General features: G+C 46.4%; 13 protein-coding genes and 1 pseudogene. 6 read left to right on the top strand and 8 right to left on the bottom strand.

Going from position 1 to position 19495, the window contains the following annotated elements:
* Positions 1-44: 44 nt before the first annotated feature.
* Both ACJJI3_RS05310 and ACJJI3_RS05305 read right to left on the bottom strand, forming a co-directional pair.
* Positions 45-905: an HpcH/HpaI aldolase/citrate lyase family protein gene (locus ACJJI3_RS05310; RefSeq protein WP_444941751.1), complete on the bottom strand. Its 861-nt coding sequence runs from the start codon at positions 903-905 to the stop codon at positions 45-47.
* On the bottom strand, positions 902-2215 hold the full coding sequence (locus ACJJI3_RS05305; protein WP_444941750.1) for an acetyl-CoA hydrolase/transferase family protein: 1314 nt from the start codon (positions 2213-2215) through the stop codon (positions 902-904). Before ACJJI3_RS05305 ends, ACJJI3_RS05310 begins: the two co-directional genes overlap by 4 nt.
* 517 nt (positions 2216-2732) lie before the next feature.
* On the opposite strand from ACJJI3_RS05305, the gene ACJJI3_RS05300 reads away from it, so the two are divergent.
* Positions 2733-4103 (top strand): NAD-dependent succinate-semialdehyde dehydrogenase, encoded by a 1371-nt coding sequence (locus tag ACJJI3_RS05300; protein WP_444941749.1) that lies wholly within the window; start codon positions 2733-2735, stop codon positions 4101-4103.
* 28 nt (positions 4104-4131) lie between these two features.
* Entirely contained in the window at positions 4132-4767 is a 636-nt protein-coding gene (locus ACJJI3_RS05295) for an SDR family oxidoreductase (protein WP_444941748.1), read from the top strand.
* Positions 4768-5163: 396 nt separating this feature from the next.
* Here ACJJI3_RS05295 and ACJJI3_RS05290 read toward each other — a convergent pair whose 3' ends face one another.
* The 4 genes and pseudogenes from ACJJI3_RS05290 to ACJJI3_RS05275 all read right to left on the bottom strand — a co-directional run bounded on the left by ACJJI3_RS05290 (position 5164) and on the right by ACJJI3_RS05275 (position 12006).
* Entirely contained in the window at positions 5164-7617 is a 2454-nt protein-coding gene (locus ACJJI3_RS05290) for a radical SAM protein (protein WP_444941747.1), read from the bottom strand.
* A gap of 414 nt (positions 7618-8031) precedes the next feature.
* The gene (locus tag ACJJI3_RS05285; RefSeq protein ID WP_444941746.1) at positions 8032-8661 is read right to left on the bottom strand and encodes an anaerobic ribonucleoside-triphosphate reductase activating protein; all 630 of its coding nucleotides are present in this window, start codon (positions 8659-8661) and stop codon (positions 8032-8034) included.
* A pseudogene (locus ACJJI3_RS05280) lies at positions 8654-10927 on the bottom strand (ribonucleoside triphosphate reductase). Before ACJJI3_RS05280 ends, ACJJI3_RS05285 begins: the two are co-directional and overlap by 8 nt.
* A gap of 188 nt (positions 10928-11115) precedes the next feature.
* Positions 11116-12006, bottom strand: coding sequence for a LysR substrate-binding domain-containing protein (locus ACJJI3_RS05275; RefSeq protein WP_444941745.1), 891 nt, complete (start codon positions 12004-12006; stop codon positions 11116-11118).
* A gap of 122 nt (positions 12007-12128) precedes the next feature.
* On the opposite strand from ACJJI3_RS05275, the gene ACJJI3_RS05270 reads away from it, so the two are divergent.
* The 4 genes from ACJJI3_RS05270 to ACJJI3_RS05255 all read left to right on the top strand — a co-directional run bounded on the left by ACJJI3_RS05270 (position 12129) and on the right by ACJJI3_RS05255 (position 15186).
* The gene (locus ACJJI3_RS05270) at positions 12129-12821 is read left to right on the top strand and encodes an FMN-dependent NADH-azoreductase (RefSeq protein WP_444941744.1); all 693 of its coding nucleotides are present in this window, start codon (positions 12129-12131) and stop codon (positions 12819-12821) included.
* 564 nt (positions 12822-13385) lie between these two features.
* Positions 13386-13985 carry an HD domain-containing protein gene (locus tag ACJJI3_RS05265; RefSeq protein ID WP_444941743.1) on the top strand — a complete coding sequence of 200 codons (600 nt, stop codon included), beginning with the start codon at positions 13386-13388 and terminating at the stop codon, positions 13983-13985.
* Between the two features lie 8 nt (positions 13986-13993).
* The gene (locus tag ACJJI3_RS05260; RefSeq protein WP_444941742.1) at positions 13994-14782 is read left to right on the top strand and encodes a YwqG family protein; all 789 of its coding nucleotides are present in this window, start codon (positions 13994-13996) and stop codon (positions 14780-14782) included.
* Positions 14783-14814: 32 nt separating this feature from the next.
* Complete coding sequence (locus ACJJI3_RS05255) at positions 14815-15186, top strand: VanZ family protein (protein ID WP_413665805.1); 372 nt, start codon at positions 14815-14817, stop codon at positions 15184-15186.
* A gap of 7 nt (positions 15187-15193) precedes the next feature.
* Here ACJJI3_RS05255 and ACJJI3_RS05250 read toward each other — a convergent pair whose 3' ends face one another.
* Together ACJJI3_RS05250 and ACJJI3_RS05245 are read right to left on the bottom strand one after the other, a co-directional pair.
* Positions 15194-17626, bottom strand: a complete 2433-nt coding sequence (locus tag ACJJI3_RS05250) for an ATP-dependent DNA helicase (RefSeq protein ID WP_444941741.1) — start codon at positions 17624-17626, stop codon at positions 15194-15196.
* A gap of 2 nt (positions 17627-17628) precedes the next feature.
* Positions 17629-19290 carry a VRR-NUC domain-containing protein gene (locus ACJJI3_RS05245; RefSeq protein WP_444941740.1) on the bottom strand — a complete coding sequence of 554 codons (1662 nt, stop codon included), beginning with the start codon at positions 19288-19290 and terminating at the stop codon, positions 17629-17631.
* Between the last annotated feature and the right edge of the window lie 205 nt (positions 19291-19495).

Below are 19495 nucleotides of genomic sequence, written 5' to 3'. Positions count from 1 at the left end.
CTGGATATACCCAGAGCACTTGTAGATTTGCGCTGGAGTAGCCTTTAGCTAAGATTATTAAAGTTTGAGATTATTTGCTGGGCCTTAGAGTAGATCGGGATATCTATCATTCGGCCTTCATATTGGCAGGCTTTACCTGAGGATTCATTGTAGATACGAACGATTTCCTTTGCTTCTTTATACTGGTCCAGTGTGGGCCTAAAAGATAACTTGATGGTTTTTACTTGTTTAGGATGAATAGCAGCTTTGCCGCTAAAGCCAAGCGATTGAACCTCATTAAGTTCTTCTATTAGTCCACTTTCATCATTGAACTTAAAATAGGGCGAGTCATAGCAAGCAATCTGCTTTAGTGCAGCGGCTTCGACCATTTTCATACGCGCCCATATGAGCGCTTGTGGGGTGCATTCACAATTCAGATCGGCTGCATAATCGGCGGCCCCAAACATCAAACCTTGCAAATTTTCAGAACTACAGTTAACGATATCATATAAATTGGATGTTCCTTGAGCGGTTTCAATTAAGGCTATAATCGAAATATCCTTATAGGCTTCGCTCAAGAGCTTACTGATAAGGTTAATATCATGCTGAGACTCTGTTTTCGGATAAAGCACCACATCTATAAATGGCTTTTTATCAATAATTTCGACCAAATCTTTTATTCCATTGATCGTTGACAAACTATTTATCCGGATTGCACTTATAACACCATTCGAGCTTGGCCTTGAATAAAAATCGATCGCGATATCCCTCGCTCTATCTTTGTCCTCCACTGGTACGCTATCTTCAAGATCAACGATTATTCCATTTGCCCCAACTTCAGACGCCTTAGCAAATCGTTCCGGTTGGTTTCCAGGGGTGAATAACAATGCGGGGAAAAGCTTTAAATAGTTCATTTTATCGCTCAAATAAAGTTCTGCTCTTTGGCCTGCTCCAATAAGCTCTTACGGAATTTAGGGTGTGCGATTTCAATCAAGGCGAGGGTCCGCTCTGTGGTTGATTTTCCCATAAGTCTGCAAGCTCCGTACTCGGTTACCACGTAATCGATATCTAACCGAGAGTCTGTGGTTATAGAATTCAAACGTGGAACTATCCTGGAGGTTTTACCACGCTGTGCCGTTGAGCTACTGGCCAGAATAGTCTTCCCATTTTTTGAGTAGTAAACTCCCCTCACGAAATCCAGTTGCCCACCAACACCGGAGAATTGATGTCCAATGAATTCCGCATTGACCTGTCCGCTGAAATCAACCTCAATAAATGAGTTAACTGAGATCATATTATCGATCTGGGCTATTATTTGGGGTTCATTCACATATGACACAGGCAGGCAGAACATAGATGGATTGCCATCTATAAAGTCAAATAGTTCTTTGTCTCCAGCTGCAAAAGTGAATACGCTCACATGAGGGTTAATTGTCTTTCGGGCATTAGTTACTGCTCCAGACTTAATAAGCTTAATCATACCCGGTGTTATTACCTCGGTATGAATGCCCAAATCTTTCTTTTTAGTTAGTTGTTCACACACTGCATTCGGAATAGCGCCAATACCCATTTGGATAGTTGCGCCATCAGGTATTAACGGAACAATGTAGTCACCAATTTTTCTATCTAAATCGGTAATTTCTTTTGGAGATTCCTCCGCTAATTCCATATTGTTTTCAACAATGGCATCCACTTCACTAATGTGCAACAAGGTGGCCCCCGCTGTACGTGGCATATTTTCATTCACTTCCACAATTAATCGATTTGCGTGGCGCGACAACTCAATAGCATAATCACCATTAGTACCAAAGTTGAAATAACCATGCTTATCCATCGGCGCCACAGTTACCAGGAAAGCATCTATTTTAACTTGCTCTCTGATTATTTGAGGATATCGACTAAAAGATATAGGGACATAGTTAATATATTTTTCCCCTTTTGAAAATCCAGCATTTGCTAATTTAACTTCGTCTTTAGTTAGCATTGAAGAGTAAGGCCTAACCCGGTCCATTAGATCTTCTTGAAAAATGGTTTCTGTTGCGACCTTTCCACAACGCATATAATAGACTTTTAAGTGTGTAATAAATCCATTTCGAATATGCTTCTCTAGTGCTGAAAGTAGGGCTGGTGGGCTAGCGGTGCGCATGCCGATAGAAATGATGCTATCGTCTGGGATTAAATTAACTGCCTCTTCAGGTGTTAGCTGTTTCTTTTTATACAGGGTGTTGTTGTCCATAGCAGATTAACCGATTATTTGGCCACACTGTAATCCTAGAAGCGGCTGCTGTCGCTCTTACGATCCTGTTGCAAAGGCGCTAGTAAGCAGAAATTGCAATCAAGCACTAATAAGGAAGTAAGAACTACTAAGCCCTGCGATTATAGTTTGTGAATCAAAACTTGTTTCAAAAGGGCCAGTGACTTAACGATGAATATCATGCAGCTTGTTTGAGCAAATTCGATTTTATGCAGTTGGTATGTTGTAAAAGTTCTTCAATTGATCTTTATGCCACTGTGGTATTCGTAAAGCACCTAAATCTCTTAATGGCGTTCCATTAGCTTTATAGTGCCGTTAACCAGCGATTACGGCCTATCAGCTGTCTATAAGAAAGAATGATGTGACTTTAGCTGATTCATCAAGCAGTGGTATGCCAAACCTCAGCAACTACACTTTTGCAAACACTCGTAGATACCGCACTGGTACTATTCCAAATAGTTCTTTAGCGGTTCCCAAAGCAACCGTTGGAAGTCTATTCATGACAAAATCAAAACGTCCACTGATTTCCGTCAACCCCTTGAACGGTAAAACTCTGAAGACTTATCACGAAATGTCACAAGAGGATCTCGACAAGGCGATCGGTCGCGCAGACAAAGCCTTTGTAAGCTGGAGAAACCGAAGTTTTAGTGATCGAGCAGTGATACTAAAGCGTGCAAGTAATCTATTTGAGGAGCGATCCGAAGAACTTGCCCGCCTGATGGCGTTAGAGATGGGTAAGAAGCTCAGTGATGGTCAAGGTGAATTGGCACTTTGTGCTGAAATTTTTGACTACTACGCCGAAGAGGGCGAAAAAATCTTAGCTCCACAGCAACTTTCCACCCGCGAAGGGGAGGGCACGTTAGTCTTCCAGCCCTTAGGAGTGATCTACGGCATCCAACCATGGAACTTTCCCTTCTACCAACCGGCTCGCTTTACCGCCGCCAACTTAATCTCCGGCAATGTTGTACTTACTAAACATGCCTCTAATGTTCCCCAGTGTGCCGAAGCCTTCGCACAGCTGTTGTTTGACGCAGGGGTACCGGAAGGGGTCTATACCAATCTACCGATTACATCCGGTGGAGCAGCCTCCATTATTGATGACGATAGGGTCAAAGGAATCTCCTTTACTGGCAGCAATGCCGCCGGGGCAATGGTTGCAGAGCAAGCTGGCCGCAATGTAAAGAAAACTGTTATGGAGCTGGGTGGTGTTGATCCATTTATCGTGCTCGAAGATGCGGATATGGATTTAACGATACAGAGATTTGCAGAGGGAAAGCTGGGCAATTGCGGGCAGATATGTTTGGCTGCGAAGAGAATTATTCTAACTGAGCCCATTGCTGAAGAATTCCTAGACCGAGCTACCAAGTTGTTCCAAGCACTGAAACCCGGTGATCCTCTTTTAGAAAGCACAGATTACGGTCCGTTATGTACCGAAAAGGCTGCTGAGCAACTGGAGGATCAAGTCAGCAAGTCCGTTAAGGCTGGCGCTCAATTGCTAGTGGGAGGTAAGCGCAATGGCGCATTTATTGAGCCGGGTATATTAACTGAAATACCTGCTGGTTCCCCGGCAGCAGTAGAGGAGTTGTTCGGCCCCATCGCTTGTGTTTGGGTGGTTCCCGATGAGGAGGCAGCGGTTAAGCTGGCTAATGACAGCCCCTTTGGCCTGGGTGGTTCTGTCTATACCCAGAACCATGAAAGGGGGCGCCGTGTCGCGGAACAGTTGGAATGTGGTACTGCCTTCGTGAATCATGCCGCTTCAAGCTACGCCAGTATGCCTATGGGAGGAGTGAAGAAATCCGGCTATGGCCGGGAGCTGGGAGAGCTAGGTATTAAAGAGTTTGTCAATCAAAAGCTGATACGGTACTTCTAAGTAGAGAAATATAGACGTGGGCACAGCAATGAAAGTACTTGTGGCGGGTGCTAACGGTGCAATCGGTCGAATCCTTGTGGGTAAACTTGTCGGCAAGGGGCACGAGGTAACCGCTATGGTTCGCAAGGAGTCACAACAAGATAATTTGCATAGTACAGGTGCGCGCCCCATTCTTGGAGATCTGACAAATAAGGAGTCCCTGATCAATGCGGTAAAGGGGCAAGATGCAGTCATATTTGTTGCGGGCTCTAAGGGGAAAGCATTGGAGTCTGTGGATCGGGATGGTGCTATCCATCTTTGTGATGCAACGAAAAGCGCGGGTATATCGCGCTTTATTCTATTGAGTTCCATTTTTGCCGGGCGACCAGAGCAGGGACCTGAAAAGCTCCAACCCTATCTAAAAGCCAAACATATAGCGGATGAATATGTAAAAAAAAGTGGCCTCGATTATACGATATTGAGGCCTGGTGCCCTAACTGACACCTTGGGAACGGGGTTAATCAGCATAAGCGATTTATTTGCTGGGCCAGACATAGAGATCAGCCGAGCCGATGTTGCAGAGGTAATTACCACTGCGCTGGATGAGCCCAAAACGGTCGGTGCGGTTTTTGAATTCATTGGGGGCGAAACCCCGATTCCTGACGCATTAGCACAGCTAAACTAGCTTTTATCATTCACGTTAAGAACCTCAACGTCTGATCTATCGCTTGCTCACTATTGCAGCGCTGGATCTCCAACTTTTCAATGCCAATACCATAAAGCTTCTCCTGCATTTGATTCAATTTAGTCTCAGTCGTGAGGTTTGGGTGCTTACCCCACACGATGAAGACTTCGAATTAGATATTCCAGCCTGAGGGGTACATTCCCATCATATGAAACCCCAGTTCCCTAACTAGGGAAATAGCAGGTTACAGAGCCTTCTGGGCGATGGGCTCTACATCGGAAAGTACAACGGCATCCAGCAAGCTCCAGTGACTGTCCAGAAAAGTACTTTTAACAGAATGCAAGTGGTTATTACTCGAGACCTATCCTGATTGCAATGCCACAAGAACTCTAGAAACTAAACGGCAAGTGCTGCAAAAGATACTGTTCGATCCATCCCTGCAAGATACTTTTCCGGATTAGCTCCACTCCCACAGATAAAGTGTTCAAGTTTCTCAATGAACTCTGCTTCACTAATTTTTTCAGTATTCTCCGATACTGTCATCCGACTACCAGATGGAGGCATCATTTTATTCAGTGAAAGGTCATACTTTTTTAACATGGAAAGAACGCCACTTTGGGTGAAGAAGCTGCCTTTACCAGAAAACTGGACTCCATTCCTAAGTGTTTCCAGGTGTTGCTGCGAGTCCTTCCCGTTAGAGAGGATTATATCTGCGAGCTTACCAATTCCGGGAGCTTGGACTACTCTGAGTTTTCCACCCTTTTTTAGTTGTTTACGCAAGCCAAATAATATGTCATCACGGTTATAGCTTTCAAAAATCATTCCATCCAACCAGATCGCATCATATAAATCGGGGTGAGTAGGATTGTCCTCCAGCGATTGATGTTCAAAAAGTGTTAACTTGTAGTTATCAAAATCCAAAGTTTGTAAAATATCTTGGACAATAAGGGATTGCCCATGTAGCGGTGTCAATATATGTACAAATTCGTTTACTTCTGCTAGGAATGGCGCCCAGATTGCTGGAACACGTGCAAAAATCAGCACTCGACCAACATTATGAAATCCATGTTGGAAGATGGCGTATCGATAATATGACAGCTCCTTACTGTAAGGTGAGACAGTTCTCTTGTCGGGCAGTGAGCTGGTAATCTCCCACCTATATAGCGGCGACTCTATCTCATCGAACCTTCCTTGGGGCTTGATACCAGATAAGCCAGAAATAATCTCATAATAGGTCTTTTGGCTTGTTTGCATCGCGGAACGTTTCTCATCATCGTTTTTTAGATGCCTTTTGTCCGTTGCTTTGCACAAGGTACAATAGGGGACCTCTTCGGGAGTTCCCATTGTTGCCCTTAAATGCTGCATATAAGGGTGATTCCACATGTTTTCTTCGTTGTGGAAACTCTTGGCATTTGTCCACTTGAAACTCGGCAGTTTCCTAAAGAAGTTACAACAGACTTGAGTTTGCGAAAAAATATTAATTTTCAGCGCTCTCCAAGGAGCCCAGCAGACGGGCACCAGGTTTTGCCTATCAAAAATGGACCATTCGTAACTAAGGGACACATCATCTCCGCTGCTAAGCGTGGACTCTATATCAGAGTAACTGGCAGCAATTTTGGCTATATTTAAACCTGTGGCCTGAGGTAAAGAGACCGGTGGGTATTTTTTCCTCGATTCCTTTCGTGCAAATTCCGCTTTAGCAGCTGCAACTATATCACTTAGATTTTGATCTGAATTGTGTAGCTTACGAGGGGCAACTGGTTTTTCCAGCTCTGTGCTACCGCCTGAGGCGGTATAGATGGGTTTATCGCTTGCAATGATTACAGAATCGTCTTGAGTTGGAACGCCTTTATCTACGGATGCACCCAGTAGTTTTTCCAGGCTCGGCAGAGGTTTTGTAATTGAAATATTATTCCGCGCACATTCTTGTTCTAATTGACGGAAGATAGTGTTCGCCCTATGAGGTGTCCTAAAAATACTAGCTTTTTCTGTCAGCAAGTGATTACGACCATACTGGGGTGGTGGCACCATCGGGTTAACATTTAGGTCCCTAAAACCAAATCGGTGTAATAATGAGGGTAATTCTGGTAATTCATCAAGATTTCCACTGTGTACAACGTATCCAGCTCTAAGCCATGGACGCTCTCTACCATAACGCTTCTTTGAATCATTTAATCGATCCATATTAGCTATAAACCGCTCCCATTTTAATGGAGTCATTGTCCATTCATAGGTTTCCTTACGAGCTGCATTTACTGAAACATAAAGATATGAAAAGTACTGAGCCACGATATCCGTCACTTCAGGACGCATGATTGAACCATTAGTAACTGAGCCCAAGGACAAATAGGGCGCAGTCGACCTTAACTGTTCTAAAATCTCCAAAATTTTGGGGTGAGCAAAAGGCTCACCCAAACCGCCGCCATTGGGTGTAAAAGAGCGACAAAATTTCAACCAGTCAGCTCTTTGCAACTGTTCATATGACAACTTTTGGTTTGAAACTCGCTCAGGTAAGTATGCGCAAAAATTGCATCTGGCATTACATACATCTGTAATATTTGCACTAACGCTGACTGGAAAGGATGCTACTTTTCCAATGCCTAGAGATGTCTCCCAAGCTGCTAGCATTTCATTAGCTTCAATCAACTCGGCACTTGCACAAGCATCTTCAGAAACAGCATCTTCAATAAAATTTTTCCAGTCCTCGTAATTCCCCCTTAGAGGGGGGAAATTACCGTAATTCATATGTCGTATATCCTTATCAATATCATAAAAGCGTTTAACAAATGGATCAGATGAACCAGAATCACCGAGACTACTAAATTCAGGTCTAGAATATACCCCTTTCATTAGTATTGAGCCTCTTTCTATATGTGAGTTAGTCAATCCCTGATAATACCCTTTATCTAAGGAGTAAACTTATATGAGAGAGTCCATTGTCGCTCTTTGTAACTTAGATAATAAGTACTTATTTCCAACCCGAATGATAGCTATAAATTTCAAAGTAAAGGGGAGTTATTTTTACTTATATTCAGCGGGGTCAGATTGAAGATAGGGTTTTAGATTCAAATTTTGCAAGTGCATTGAGTATATTTAAATCAGATATGAATCCTATGAATATTTCTGTGATATGTCTGGATTTCAGAGGAATTCACGATCTAGGGAGTCCCTTAAAACCCCGTAGGGAGGGCCTTTAAGTTAGAGCTACGGCGATTCTCCTGGCTATATTAGTGAACTATTAGTGACTAATACGAGATTACTGTTTTAATGGGACATAAATTTAAGTGTCTGATCAATCGCTTGCTCACTATTGCAGCGCTGGATCTCCAACTTTTCAATGCCAATACCATAAAGCTTCTCCTGTATTTGATTCAGTTCAGCATCAGTTGTGAGGCTCGGATGCCTGGTAAGGCGCACTTGCAGAGGTATCTTGGACTGAGCGAGAAGCTCCGCACATTGCCAAGGAGCCGCACCACTGCCATCAACACCCGTAATGGAAGGGTAGTTTTCCGGCATTGCTTTGATATCCAACCCCACCCAATCAAGACTTTGGATCAGGCGTTCCAGCCTGCGGGGGTAGATTCCCGCAGTATGAAGCCCGACCTTGAATCCCAGATCCTTAACTTGGGCAATCGCAGGTTCCAGGGCATTCTGGGCGGTGGGCTCTCCACCGGAAAACACAACGGCATCCAGCAAGCCCCGGCGACTGTCTAAAAATGTGAGGATCTGATCCCAGTCATAGGCACTGAGTGCTCGCGCAGGCAGTAGATCGCCGTTATGGCAGTAGCGGCAGCGCCAGGGACATCCCTGGCAAAAAACCACCGCTGCCAACTCGCCGGGGAAGTCGATTGCCGTAAACGACGTGAATCCACCGACACGTAACTTATTACTCATAAGTTTTTAGTGCATTCCTGCTGTTGTCCGCCACAAAGAACTGGCGCTCCCGGTGCTCTGATTGTTTTCCCGGATTCCAAAATGAAACTGGGCGGTGGTACCCCATTACCCGGCTCCATACCTCGCAGCGGGTGCGATCTTCTTCTCTCAATATAGTATCTTGTTGGCTCATGGTCTTTCTCCTTGAAAGTTTGGTTTAGTCGCTACAACAGGATTGCTCTCGGGCCAGGAGAGCTTCATCACAGCGAGGGCAGAATTCGTGTTCGCCACTCAGATATCCATGGACCGGGCAAATAGAAAAGCTCGGGGTCACGGTGATATAGGGCAGGCGGTAGTTTTCCAGAGCACGCCGCAATAAGCGGCGGCAACTATCGGCATCAGGCAACTGTTCGCCCAAATAAAGATGAAGCACAGTGCCACCGGTGTAACGGGATTGGAGGGATTCCTGTCGGGCCAGGGCCTCGAAGGGATCATCGGTAAAGCCCACCGGCAGCTGGGATGAATTGGTGTAGTAGGGTGCTTCACTACTACCTGCCTGCATAATATCTGGGTAACGTTTGCGATCTTCGCGGGCAAACCGATAAGTAGTGCCCTCTGCCGGGGTTGCCTCCAGGTTGTAGAGATGTCCGGTTTGTTCCTGAAATTCAGTCATGCGCATACGGATATGATCGAGTAATTGCTCGGCCAGTGCTTTCCCATCTTCCGTAACTACACTTTCGTTATCCCCACTGAAGTTTCTCAGCATCTCATTGATGCCGTTCACCCCGATCGTGGAGAAGTGGTTGCGCAGAGTCCCCAGGTAGCGGCGAGTGTAGGGAAATAGACCTGCATCCATATGCCGTTGGATGACTTTCCGTTTCACTTCAAGTGAATCACGGGCAAGTATCAGCAGTTTGTCCAGCTGGGAGAGCAGAAGCTGCCAGTTTCCTTTATAGAGATATCCAAGGCGGGCACAGTTGATAGTTACCACGCCGAGCGAACCTGTCTGTTCGGCGGAGCCAAAGAGGCCGTTGCCACGCTTTAACAATTCGCGCAGATCAAGCTGTAAGCGACAGCACATGGAACGGACCATGTTTGGGCTCAGGTCTGAATTTATAAAGTTTTGGAAATAGGGCAGACCGTAGCGAGCGGTCATGGCAAACAGCCGCTCAGCATTTTCGCTTTCCCAAGGAAAATCCTCACTGATGTTGTATGTGGGAATAGGGAAGGTGAATACCCTACCGCGTGCATCCCCCTCGCTCATGACTTCGATATAGGCGCGGTTGATTAGATCCATTTCTTCTTGCAGGTCGCCATAGGTGAAGGGCATTTCCTGACCGGCAATCACAGGCACCTGCTCGCGCAAATCCTGGGGGCAAACCCAGTCGAAAGTGAGATTAGTAAAAGGGGTCTGGGTACCCCAGCGGGATGGCACATTCAGATTGAAGATCAGCTCCTGAATGCACTGGCGTACGGTCGCGTAGTCCAGCTGGTCCTTGCGCACAAAAGGCGCAAGATAGGTATCGAAAGAGCTAAATGCCTGCGCGCCCGCCCATTCGTTTTGCAGTGTTCCAAGAAAGTTAACAATCTGTCCGACCGCGCTGGTCAAGTGGGCCGGCGGTGCCGATTCGACTTTTCCCGGAACACCATTCAATCCTTCATGTAATAGAGTGCGCAGCGACCAACCTGCACAATATCCAGCCAACATATCCAGGTCGTGGATGTGTAAATCGCCATCCCGATGTGCTGCGCCGATCTCAGGGGAATAAACATGATTTAACCAATAGTTGGCAATCATTTTACCTGCGCTGTTCAGGATCAATCCCCCGAGGGAATATCCCTGGTTCGCATTGGCTGCAACCCGCCAATCCGCTTGCTCTAAATACTCTTCAATAGAGGCACCAACATCCACCAGTGTTTGCCGATCAGTGCGCATTTGCGCATGCCGCCCCCGATAAGCGATATAGGCGCGGGCAGTATCAATGTAATCGTTATTGATCAATACCTGTTCAGCAATATTCTGAATCTCTTCAATATCAATGGGCTCGCCACTATCAAAGCGGTGTCTGATCACTTTAAGGACAGATTCGGTAAGTTGTTCCGCTTCCTGTTGATCAAAAGACTCCGTTGCCTGGCCAGCACTGAGAAGAGCCAAGGTGATCCTGCGAGCATCAAAAGCCAGTGTCCTGCCATCTCGCTTACGCACCAACAATTGATCTGAACTTACCTGCGAAATCTGTTCTGAAGCTGGTGCGGCTTCGCTGTCGGGTATAGCGGTACTGGTCATCGGCCTTCCTCACAATTTGTGGGGAGAGCATATCGAAGAGGCAGGAACACCAATTGATCCAGATCACTATATATGGCGCGCTGATTAATAGATGAGCACAATATGTTGTGCTCTTGCTGTGGGCTTAGGTTAGGGGCATACCTACTCTCGGCAAGCCCGAAGGTGAGTTCAGTGCCAGTCGGATGTACCTAACTATAGGGAGCATTGCGTAGTGTTTCCTTCAGCCAGGTTACAAAAGCCAACACATTTCCATTTCTTGAATGGCGGCCAGGTATTAATGCGGAATAGGTAAATCCCTCAATCCCTGAAAGCTTGGAGTCTCCTCTGTAGGGGACCAGCCATTGATTGCGCAAAGGGTTTTGGACAAGAAGCGAACTTACTAGCGCAATACCCTGGCCAGCCAAGGCGGCCTGGATTACATGATGCTCCTGGTCAAACTGCCGCACGCGAATGCCATCAAGTTTTCTTTTGAGGAGAGTTTGCCAGTTCAGCGGTGGAAGTGATGAGTTGACCCATTTTGTTTCCAGAAGTTGAGCTTCAGAAATATCCCTAATCTGAGTCAGGTAGCTTGGTGCAGCGTAGACACCGATTGTTTCGGTGGCCAAGTGGAGAGCATTTTTTGTACTTTCATCATATTTCCCGTACCGAATAGCGATGTCGATGCGTCTATCTCGCTCGATATCACTCACTTCTTCCCCGGTCACTACTGAAACAATGATATCTGGAAATTTCTGATAAAAATTCTCCAGATGGGGCACAAGCCACATAGCAGCAAAGCTTGAAGTCGTACTAACGGTCAGTGTTTTCTTTGAACACGTTATTTCACTCACCGTTTCAGTGAGCTGCTGAAAAATTTGAGAGGTAGTTTGAGCGAGCATCTGCCCTTCACTGGTCAACTGCACGGCACGGGTTTTGCGCTCGAATAATGTTGTACCCAGGGATTCCTCCAAACCCTTTATCTGATGTGATACGGCTGTCGGCGTTATAAAGAGTTCTTCCGCAGCTCTCTTGAAACTGCCCAGTCTGGCGGCGGCATCGAATACTTTGAGGGCGTTGAGGGAGGGTAGGTTTGGGTACACCGATCAGAATCTCTTATAGATGAGTTTTCCTCATCTATAAGAAGAAATAACTCGTTTGTCAAGGATACTCCCCAGCATCACCATAGATGAACCTTCAGGCGGTTTAGTAAAGGTTCCAGACTATGAAAACACTATTACATATTGACGCTAGTGCCCAGAAGTGGAGCGGCTTAGCAGCACCACATGAAAGTGCGAATATCCCCAGGCATACCTCAATCTCCAAAGCAGTTGCTGCAAGTTTTGTAAGCAGCTGGCTAGAAAAGAGGCCTAAAGATAAAGTTATCCATAGAGATGTCGGTTTAAACCCACCAGGCTTTATTAATCAAGATTGGATTGCCTCGGTTTTTACGCCTGAAGCGGATCGCACCAAGGAGCAGCAGTCCTTGGTCGCGCTTTCTGACATCTTGATTGATGAGATATCCCAGGCGGATATCATTGTTATGTCCACTTCGATGTATAACTACGGCATGCCTGCCGCGCTCAAGGCCTGGTTCGATCAAGTTGTTCGTATCAACAAGACGTTCACCTTTGATTTAGACCGTGGTGACTTCCCCTTAGAGCCTATTATGTCTGGCAAAAAGCTGGTGCTAATCACCTCTGCCGGGGAGTTTGGCTTTGGACAAGGAGGAATCCGGGAGCAAATGAATCACCTGGGGCCACATATCCGAACCTTAAGCCACTATTTGGGGGTTGAGGAGTTTCATGAAATCAATGCGGAGTACCAGGAATTTGCTGATGAAAGGCACCGGGATTCGATTAAACGAGCTTTCCTCAAAACTCAGGAGTTAACCGCAGCGTTGGCCAACTGCCTTTAAAGTTTGCCTGCCAAAGCTGGCTTGCCTCCCCAATGAAGTGGCCAGCGGCTTGTCAGAGTGGCCTCCCGATACTTACTATGCGGAATAGGCGAAAATAGCGTCTTTACCAGTTCTCAATTTGTACTCTGGTACAAAAAAGTAAATAAGTATCTGAGGATTCATGAAGCAGCGGGTATTTGGCAATTCATCGGACGACAACGCGAATATTACTTTAGCCTCTGGAAACAATTGCCGGTTGATCAGGGTTCGTAGAGACCTAATACCGAATTACCACCTCTTGGATTTTCCAAAATCCCAAGGAGAACCAAGTAAGGAGGAGGTTAGTGAGATGGTTTCACTTGGCATTGAGCATGCAAGAAGCATTGCCGAATCAATAGTCGGTGACCCAGAAGCCTATACTCTCCTTTACAATGGTTATAGTGCTCGACGGGAAAAAGGCTGGCATATTCATATCGTATTATTGGGGAGTCGATGGAGAAAGGCATGGCTTTATTTGGTATTGGCAGGGAAAAACATTTTACAAGCTACGGGTTTTCGGAAAGATGACGCTCCGAGGATTAGCCAATGAACCAAAATAGATGGTTCAACCTAATGGGGGCACTCAATCTTCCTGAATCCCTTCAGTGCTTCGAAAAGTTAGTTTCTTCGTATGCAGAGAATCACAGGCATTATCATACAGGGCATCACATTGATGCGATGCTGAAGCACTTTGATAAAGTTGCAGAGCTTGCCGAGCACCCCCATGAGGTCGAGCTGGCTATCTGGTTTCACGATGCGATTTACAAGCCTTTTTCCTCTAAGAATGAAGAAAACAGTGCTCTATGGGCAAAAAAGTTCCTGATCGATTCCGGGTATTGTCCCGCAGGAGTGGGTAGGGTGTACCAATTGATTATGGCAACCTGCCACAATTACACGCCAGTTAGTATTGATGAAAAGCTAATTATCGACATTGACCTAACGATCCTGGGTGCCAGCACAAGCGTTTTCGAAGCATATGAAAAACAAGTCCGTAAAGAGTATCGGCTGGTACCGATTATGATTTACAAAAAGAAACGCAGGGAACTATTAAGGGAATTTTTGTCTCAAGAGAGGCTTTATCACACTGATTACTTCTATAAGAGATATGAAAAGCGTGCCAGGACGAATATTGAAGGATGTATATAGCGTTGTTATTGAAAGAACTTAAAGCGGTCGGTCTTGAAGCTTTTTTGAATGAAATAGAATCGCTGTGTGTTGAATGTACTACCGCTGAATTGTCTTCTGATATTATTGAGCAGGGCTCATCTAAGATTGGGGGGCACCCTGATGTCCCTGCTGACTTTGAGTGGCCATTCTATCGAGGTTTGCCTTTGGAGTTTCTCCTTCAGCTCAATTGCGCAGAAGTCAATTCACCTATCCTGCCATCGGCAGGCTACTTGCTCTTTTTTTACTGTGATGGAGTTTGGGCGGATGTGCGAGGTGAGAAAGATTTTATACGGATAATCTATATCCCGGTTGATGTAGCACTCTCGAATCATCAGGCCCCCTGTATCCATAAAAAGCGCTTTGGGGGACTGTTAAAGCCAAAGAGACTACCTTCGATTTATCCTGAAAGTAAAATATCGTTCAATCGCTCTTTTTCCCTTCCAGATTTAGGCGAGTATCCTTATGAGGAGTTAAAGATATTTGAAGAAGATGATTACTTGCTTGATGCATATTGCACCCTGAAGGAAAACCTTACAGGATCAAAATTACTCCAAATTTCTGGTTACCCCAATCCAGTACAGTACGATGGTATAACTGAAGATGCGGCAAGGGTTATGAGTAAAGGCAAAGCTGAAGATTGGCAGTTGCTATTGGAACTCAATAGTCTTGGTGGTTTTATGTGGGGAGATGCAGGAAGATTGTATTTCTCCATACACAATGAAGACCTTGCGCAGCTGAAGTTCTCAGATGTTTGGATGCAGATGCAGTGCCACTAGGCTAATAATGTAACCCTAATTAGTAGGAACTAATGATAATTCAACTTCCCTTAAGGCTCGTCTACAACTACTGGATTCTGCTAACAGTGGTGTTTTTGTGCATTATTACGAGCCTATCCCTGTTTCCGCTTCCCGAAGTACCCAATATACCCGGCACCGACAAAACCAATCACTTAATTGCCTATAGTGCACTGATGTTCCCCGTCGCCCTGCGCAGGCCTAGTTACTGGTGGCTAATAGGGTTATTTTTTGTACTGTGGAGCGGTGGCATAGAGTTGCTCCAACCTTACGTGAATCGTACAGGTGAGTGGTTGGATTTCGCGGCCAATACGGCGGGGATATTGAGCGGCACGCTTATCGCTTGGGTGTTGGGAAAGTTCGGGTTGAGGGAGAGAAATTCCTAAACCAGATTTAGCTTAAACTCCAGAACTGCTCCAAGTTGCCCGTTAATTGATCGGTGTTGCGACAAACCGCCGGTTGCCAGTGCTCGGGGAAAAGCTGCCAATAAAAAGGTTCTGAAAAGCGGCTATCTACCAGAATGATCACACCTTTATCAGATTCGGAACGTATAACCCGACCGGCAGTTTGCAGTACGCGAGTCATCCCTGGATAGCGGTAGGCGATGTCAAATCCATGGATGCCAGTGGTTTCCGCAGCATCGCGCTGTAGCTCCCGCTCAACATTAACTTGCGGGAGCCCAGTACCGACGATAATAGTGCCAACCAGCTTCTCCCCAACATAGTCAATGCCTTCACCAAAGATGCCCCCCATAATGGCAAACCCAAGGCTCTTGTTACCTTCGTTGAATCCAGACAAAAACTCAGCGCGCTCTGTCTCTCCCTGTCCCGGCAGCTGTTGTAACAAGGACACTTCCGGGAATCTCGCCTTAAAACTCTCAGCAACTTGCTCCAGGTAACGATAAGAGGGAAAAAATACCAGGTAATTTCCTGCGCGGCTGTAAAAGGTACGGGAAATAATGTCGACGAGGTTCTCTATTGAGCGGTCGCGGGCTTGGTAGCGCGTATCTATATATGGGCACAGGAAAACGCCCTGTTGCTGCGGCTGAAAAGGCGAGGGCAGTCTTAGGTAGGGCGACTCATGCTCTACACCCAGCTGACTATATATATAGCTGGCTGGGCGCAAAGTCGCAGAGAAGAGTATAGCGGCTTGGTTTTGCTGGTAGGATCGCTGTAAAAACTGTGCAGCATTTAAACAAAGTAGCTTAATTTCCTGCTCCTGCCAGGGAGCATCCCGGTCAATCACCCGTGTGACGACTTTATGCTGACCGCAAAGCTCCTGCTCAATAACTGCGTAACGATAGACAGACCTTAACCACTCCGCTATTTCTTCCGGGGGCGACTGAGAGCTTTCCATAAGTTGGCTGACCGTGGAGAGCACTTTTTGCACGGCTCGGGAAACCGGTTCTGGATGCTCTGCTTCACCTGTTGCTGCAGTGACCCAAACTTCACCCCCTTCAAAAGTACTGCGGCTTTGAGCTACACCAACTTCTCGCAATTTTTTGATCCAATTTTCAATTGCCCGAACCAGAGACTGAATACTTCTCTGCAATGTCGGAGAGTGCCCTTTGCAAGCATTAGCTGCGCGGCGACTATCACGGCGGGATAACTTTGCACTGTACATTTCCTGGGCGCGGTCGATCAAATTGTGAGCTTCATCAACTAATAGTGCGCGGCGATTGCGCTGGTCCTGAAAACTGACCAGGCGTACCAAAGGGTCAAACACGTAATTGAAATCACATACCACCAAGTCTACCCAAGGCAATATTTGAAGGGAGAGTTCAAAGGGACAGATTTGCTGCTGATCCGCCACATCAGCAATCTCTTTGGGAGTTAACTGGGGCCGGCCGAGCAGGGCATCCATTGCAACTGGAAGTCGATCATAAAACCCTTTTGTTCTCGGACAGATGCCGTCATCATCACGGGTACAAAGCCCCAGGTTACAGGCACAGGTTTTTTCCCTTGCTTGAATTTCAAGTAAAGATAACTGCAAACCACTCGCCTGAAGTGCCTCAATGGTTTCCCGCACCATTTGCCGACCGGAATTCTTTGCTGTCAGGTAAACCAGCTGATCCAGCTTTTCCTCGCCAATTGCCTTTATGGCTGGGAATAGGGTGCTGATTGTCTTGCCGGTTCCCGTCGGTGCTTCAGCCACCAGCTCACCACCGTCCCGGAAACACCGGTAGGCTTCCACTGCCAGTTGGCGCTGGCCGGGGCGGTATTGTGGGAAAGGAAAAGCGAGCTGTTTCGCCGTTTCAATAAGCTGCTGCCGATGTTCCTGCCAAGCCCTGTGCCAACACAAATATTTTGTGAGAGCCTCAAGAGTGAAGGTCTCCAGCTCACTAAAACGGTACTCTATGCATTCTGGATAGGACTTGCGCTCCTTGAGGTTATACCAGACAACTTGCAAGGCGACTGTATCTGTACCACCTGTAGTGCCTTCATTGACCAAGTGGCAATAGCCGTAAATTTTTAGCTGAGCCCAATGCAATTTCTTGGCGGCTTCGGGCAACTTCGATGGAGGTAAATAAGTGGTCTTAATTTCATCCAGTTGAGCCGGTTTATGCAAATCACTTTTCGGGTGGAAAATATCGACCCGGCCGCTCAAAGTAACCTGCTGTTCCATCCAGTCTATTTGGGTCTTGAGCTTGTATTCTGCCTCAGCGCCTTTGGGCCGCTGATTTTGTAGCTTCTGATGAGCCCGAATCCCTTCCTGGGCAGAGGGCCCTGAAGTTGGTTCCCGAATCAAATCTCCGCTGCGGCAGGAAAAAGCGACTAGCTCTCCCACAGAAAGATTCAAAGTCTCAGCCGACTCTAAGCTATCCAAAGCTAGTGCCATTCCACATGAATTACGCGATGAGGGATCGCCTCTTCAGCAAAAAACGCCAGCCAGCGTTCTTGGTTTTTTTGTAAGCGATCCCCTGGACCTTTAACCTCCACGAGTTCATAGTGACCGGAGGGAGTAAAGCAAATAAGGTCTGGCAGCCCATTTCTATTCTGTGTGATATCACTGAGCATGCGAGTAAAAATTGAACGCCAATGACTTGGGGGGATTCTATCCAGCGCCTTCTCAAGTAGTTCTGTAGACAAAGCCTCCCAAGCAACTAAAGGGTTGGCAATACCTTGTTTCTCTGCAAAGGTAGAGAGGACGCGGGACTTCAAGGACTCATGCTCTATTTCGGCCAATCGCTGGGTGAATAGCGCTTGACGGGAATAGTAAAAATCCGCTGTGCGAAAATCAGCTGGGGCTATCTGGAAGGGATTGAAAAAAGCACCAGGCACAGGTGCAAACAGTATGTCCCAAATATAGAGGCCCAACACACCGGTGAATAGGGTGTTCTCTACATAAAAGCACTCACCACCGCTAGAACCTTCAAGGTGCTCTGCCACCAGCAGCTCAACACAGATTTCCCCCTGTGCCAAACTTATCACTTCAGTGGGGGCTTGGATTTTATGAGGTGCCTGCCAATTGTTGGGGCCTCCACTTCGTTTGGCTGTGCGGTAACCAAAGCCAAGAGCAAACTCTCTTTCTGCCTGGTCCATAGGGGAAGCTATTATTTCCTCGCATATTTCCAATGCTAGAGTGTCGTACCCTTGCTTTACGGCAATTCGTGCGCGGCGCTCACGGGCGGGAGGGGTTTTACAAAGTTGATATAGTGCATCGGCCTGCTCAAGGGCATTGAGCCGCTCAAGCTGTCGTGCCAACTTAAGACGTATCCTGTCCAGCCGACGAGCCAGGGTTGAGTCATCATCGATACCTTCTGGCAGTTGAACAGATAAGGCTATTATGGCTTCTGCATCTTCCAGTAATGGCTCTTCTAACAACTCCAGGCACTGGTAGTAAAGCAGATGCTGATCAATTTGTGCGCGACTTTGAAAGGGGAGATTTTTCTTGTCCAGCGGATAAGCTTCATACCGATAAAGCCCAAGATCCCGTAATACATAATCAGTAAGGTCCTGATTCAAGTTGCCAAAGTAACACAGTTTGAAAGTCTGGAAATGTTCGGCACCCTGGACGGCTAGTACCCTGTGCTGAGAAAGCAACTTCACAAACCAGTCACTCGAACTGGAGTCTTCAAGCAATAGTTGCTCGAGGGAAGGGCGGCTGAGAGACTTTGGTATACCCGAGGGTCCTGCCGCAAGCAATTCAGCTTTGGTAAATAGTGGTAGATATTCTTGTGCCGTTAACACCGGATTAAAACAAAGTAGTCCAGCGCGATCCAAAACAGCTGCAGCACTTTCAATACTTTCTATCTCACCATAGCTAAGCTTCTCCAGGCGGAAAAGCGATCCTCTAGAGGAAGGTACTCCTTTACGGGACAGCAAACGCACATAGAGCCGCTGGCTATAAATATCCAACTCTTGGAAGGTTTTAAAAAAATTTTGCTCAGATGTGGTGATAAGCCAGGAATAATGTTGGCTAACAAATTCAATCAACGCTTTGAAGTTGTCCAGGTAGTAGCCAGTTGGTAATTCTATCGGTTGGGTCATGGCACAAGCGCTAGTTTTTCGATCAATCTATCGTCGATACCGCACACCAGTTCCTTATGACGTGATATGCAAACAACGAGGCAGAGGTTACTCTGGGGCTGTATGGTTATACAGCAAGTTGGCCCGGTGAACAAACAACAATCCCAAGCTTTCTTCTTAGTTATTCAGTCATTTTTTCCTATGGCAACTCCCTTGATGCTCATCC

It is taken from the genome of Microbulbifer maximicatervae (SeqCode), assembly GCF_052466985.1.
The sequence above is the reverse complement of the archived record's forward strand: the minus strand, read 5'-3'. Positions and strand labels throughout refer to the sequence as shown.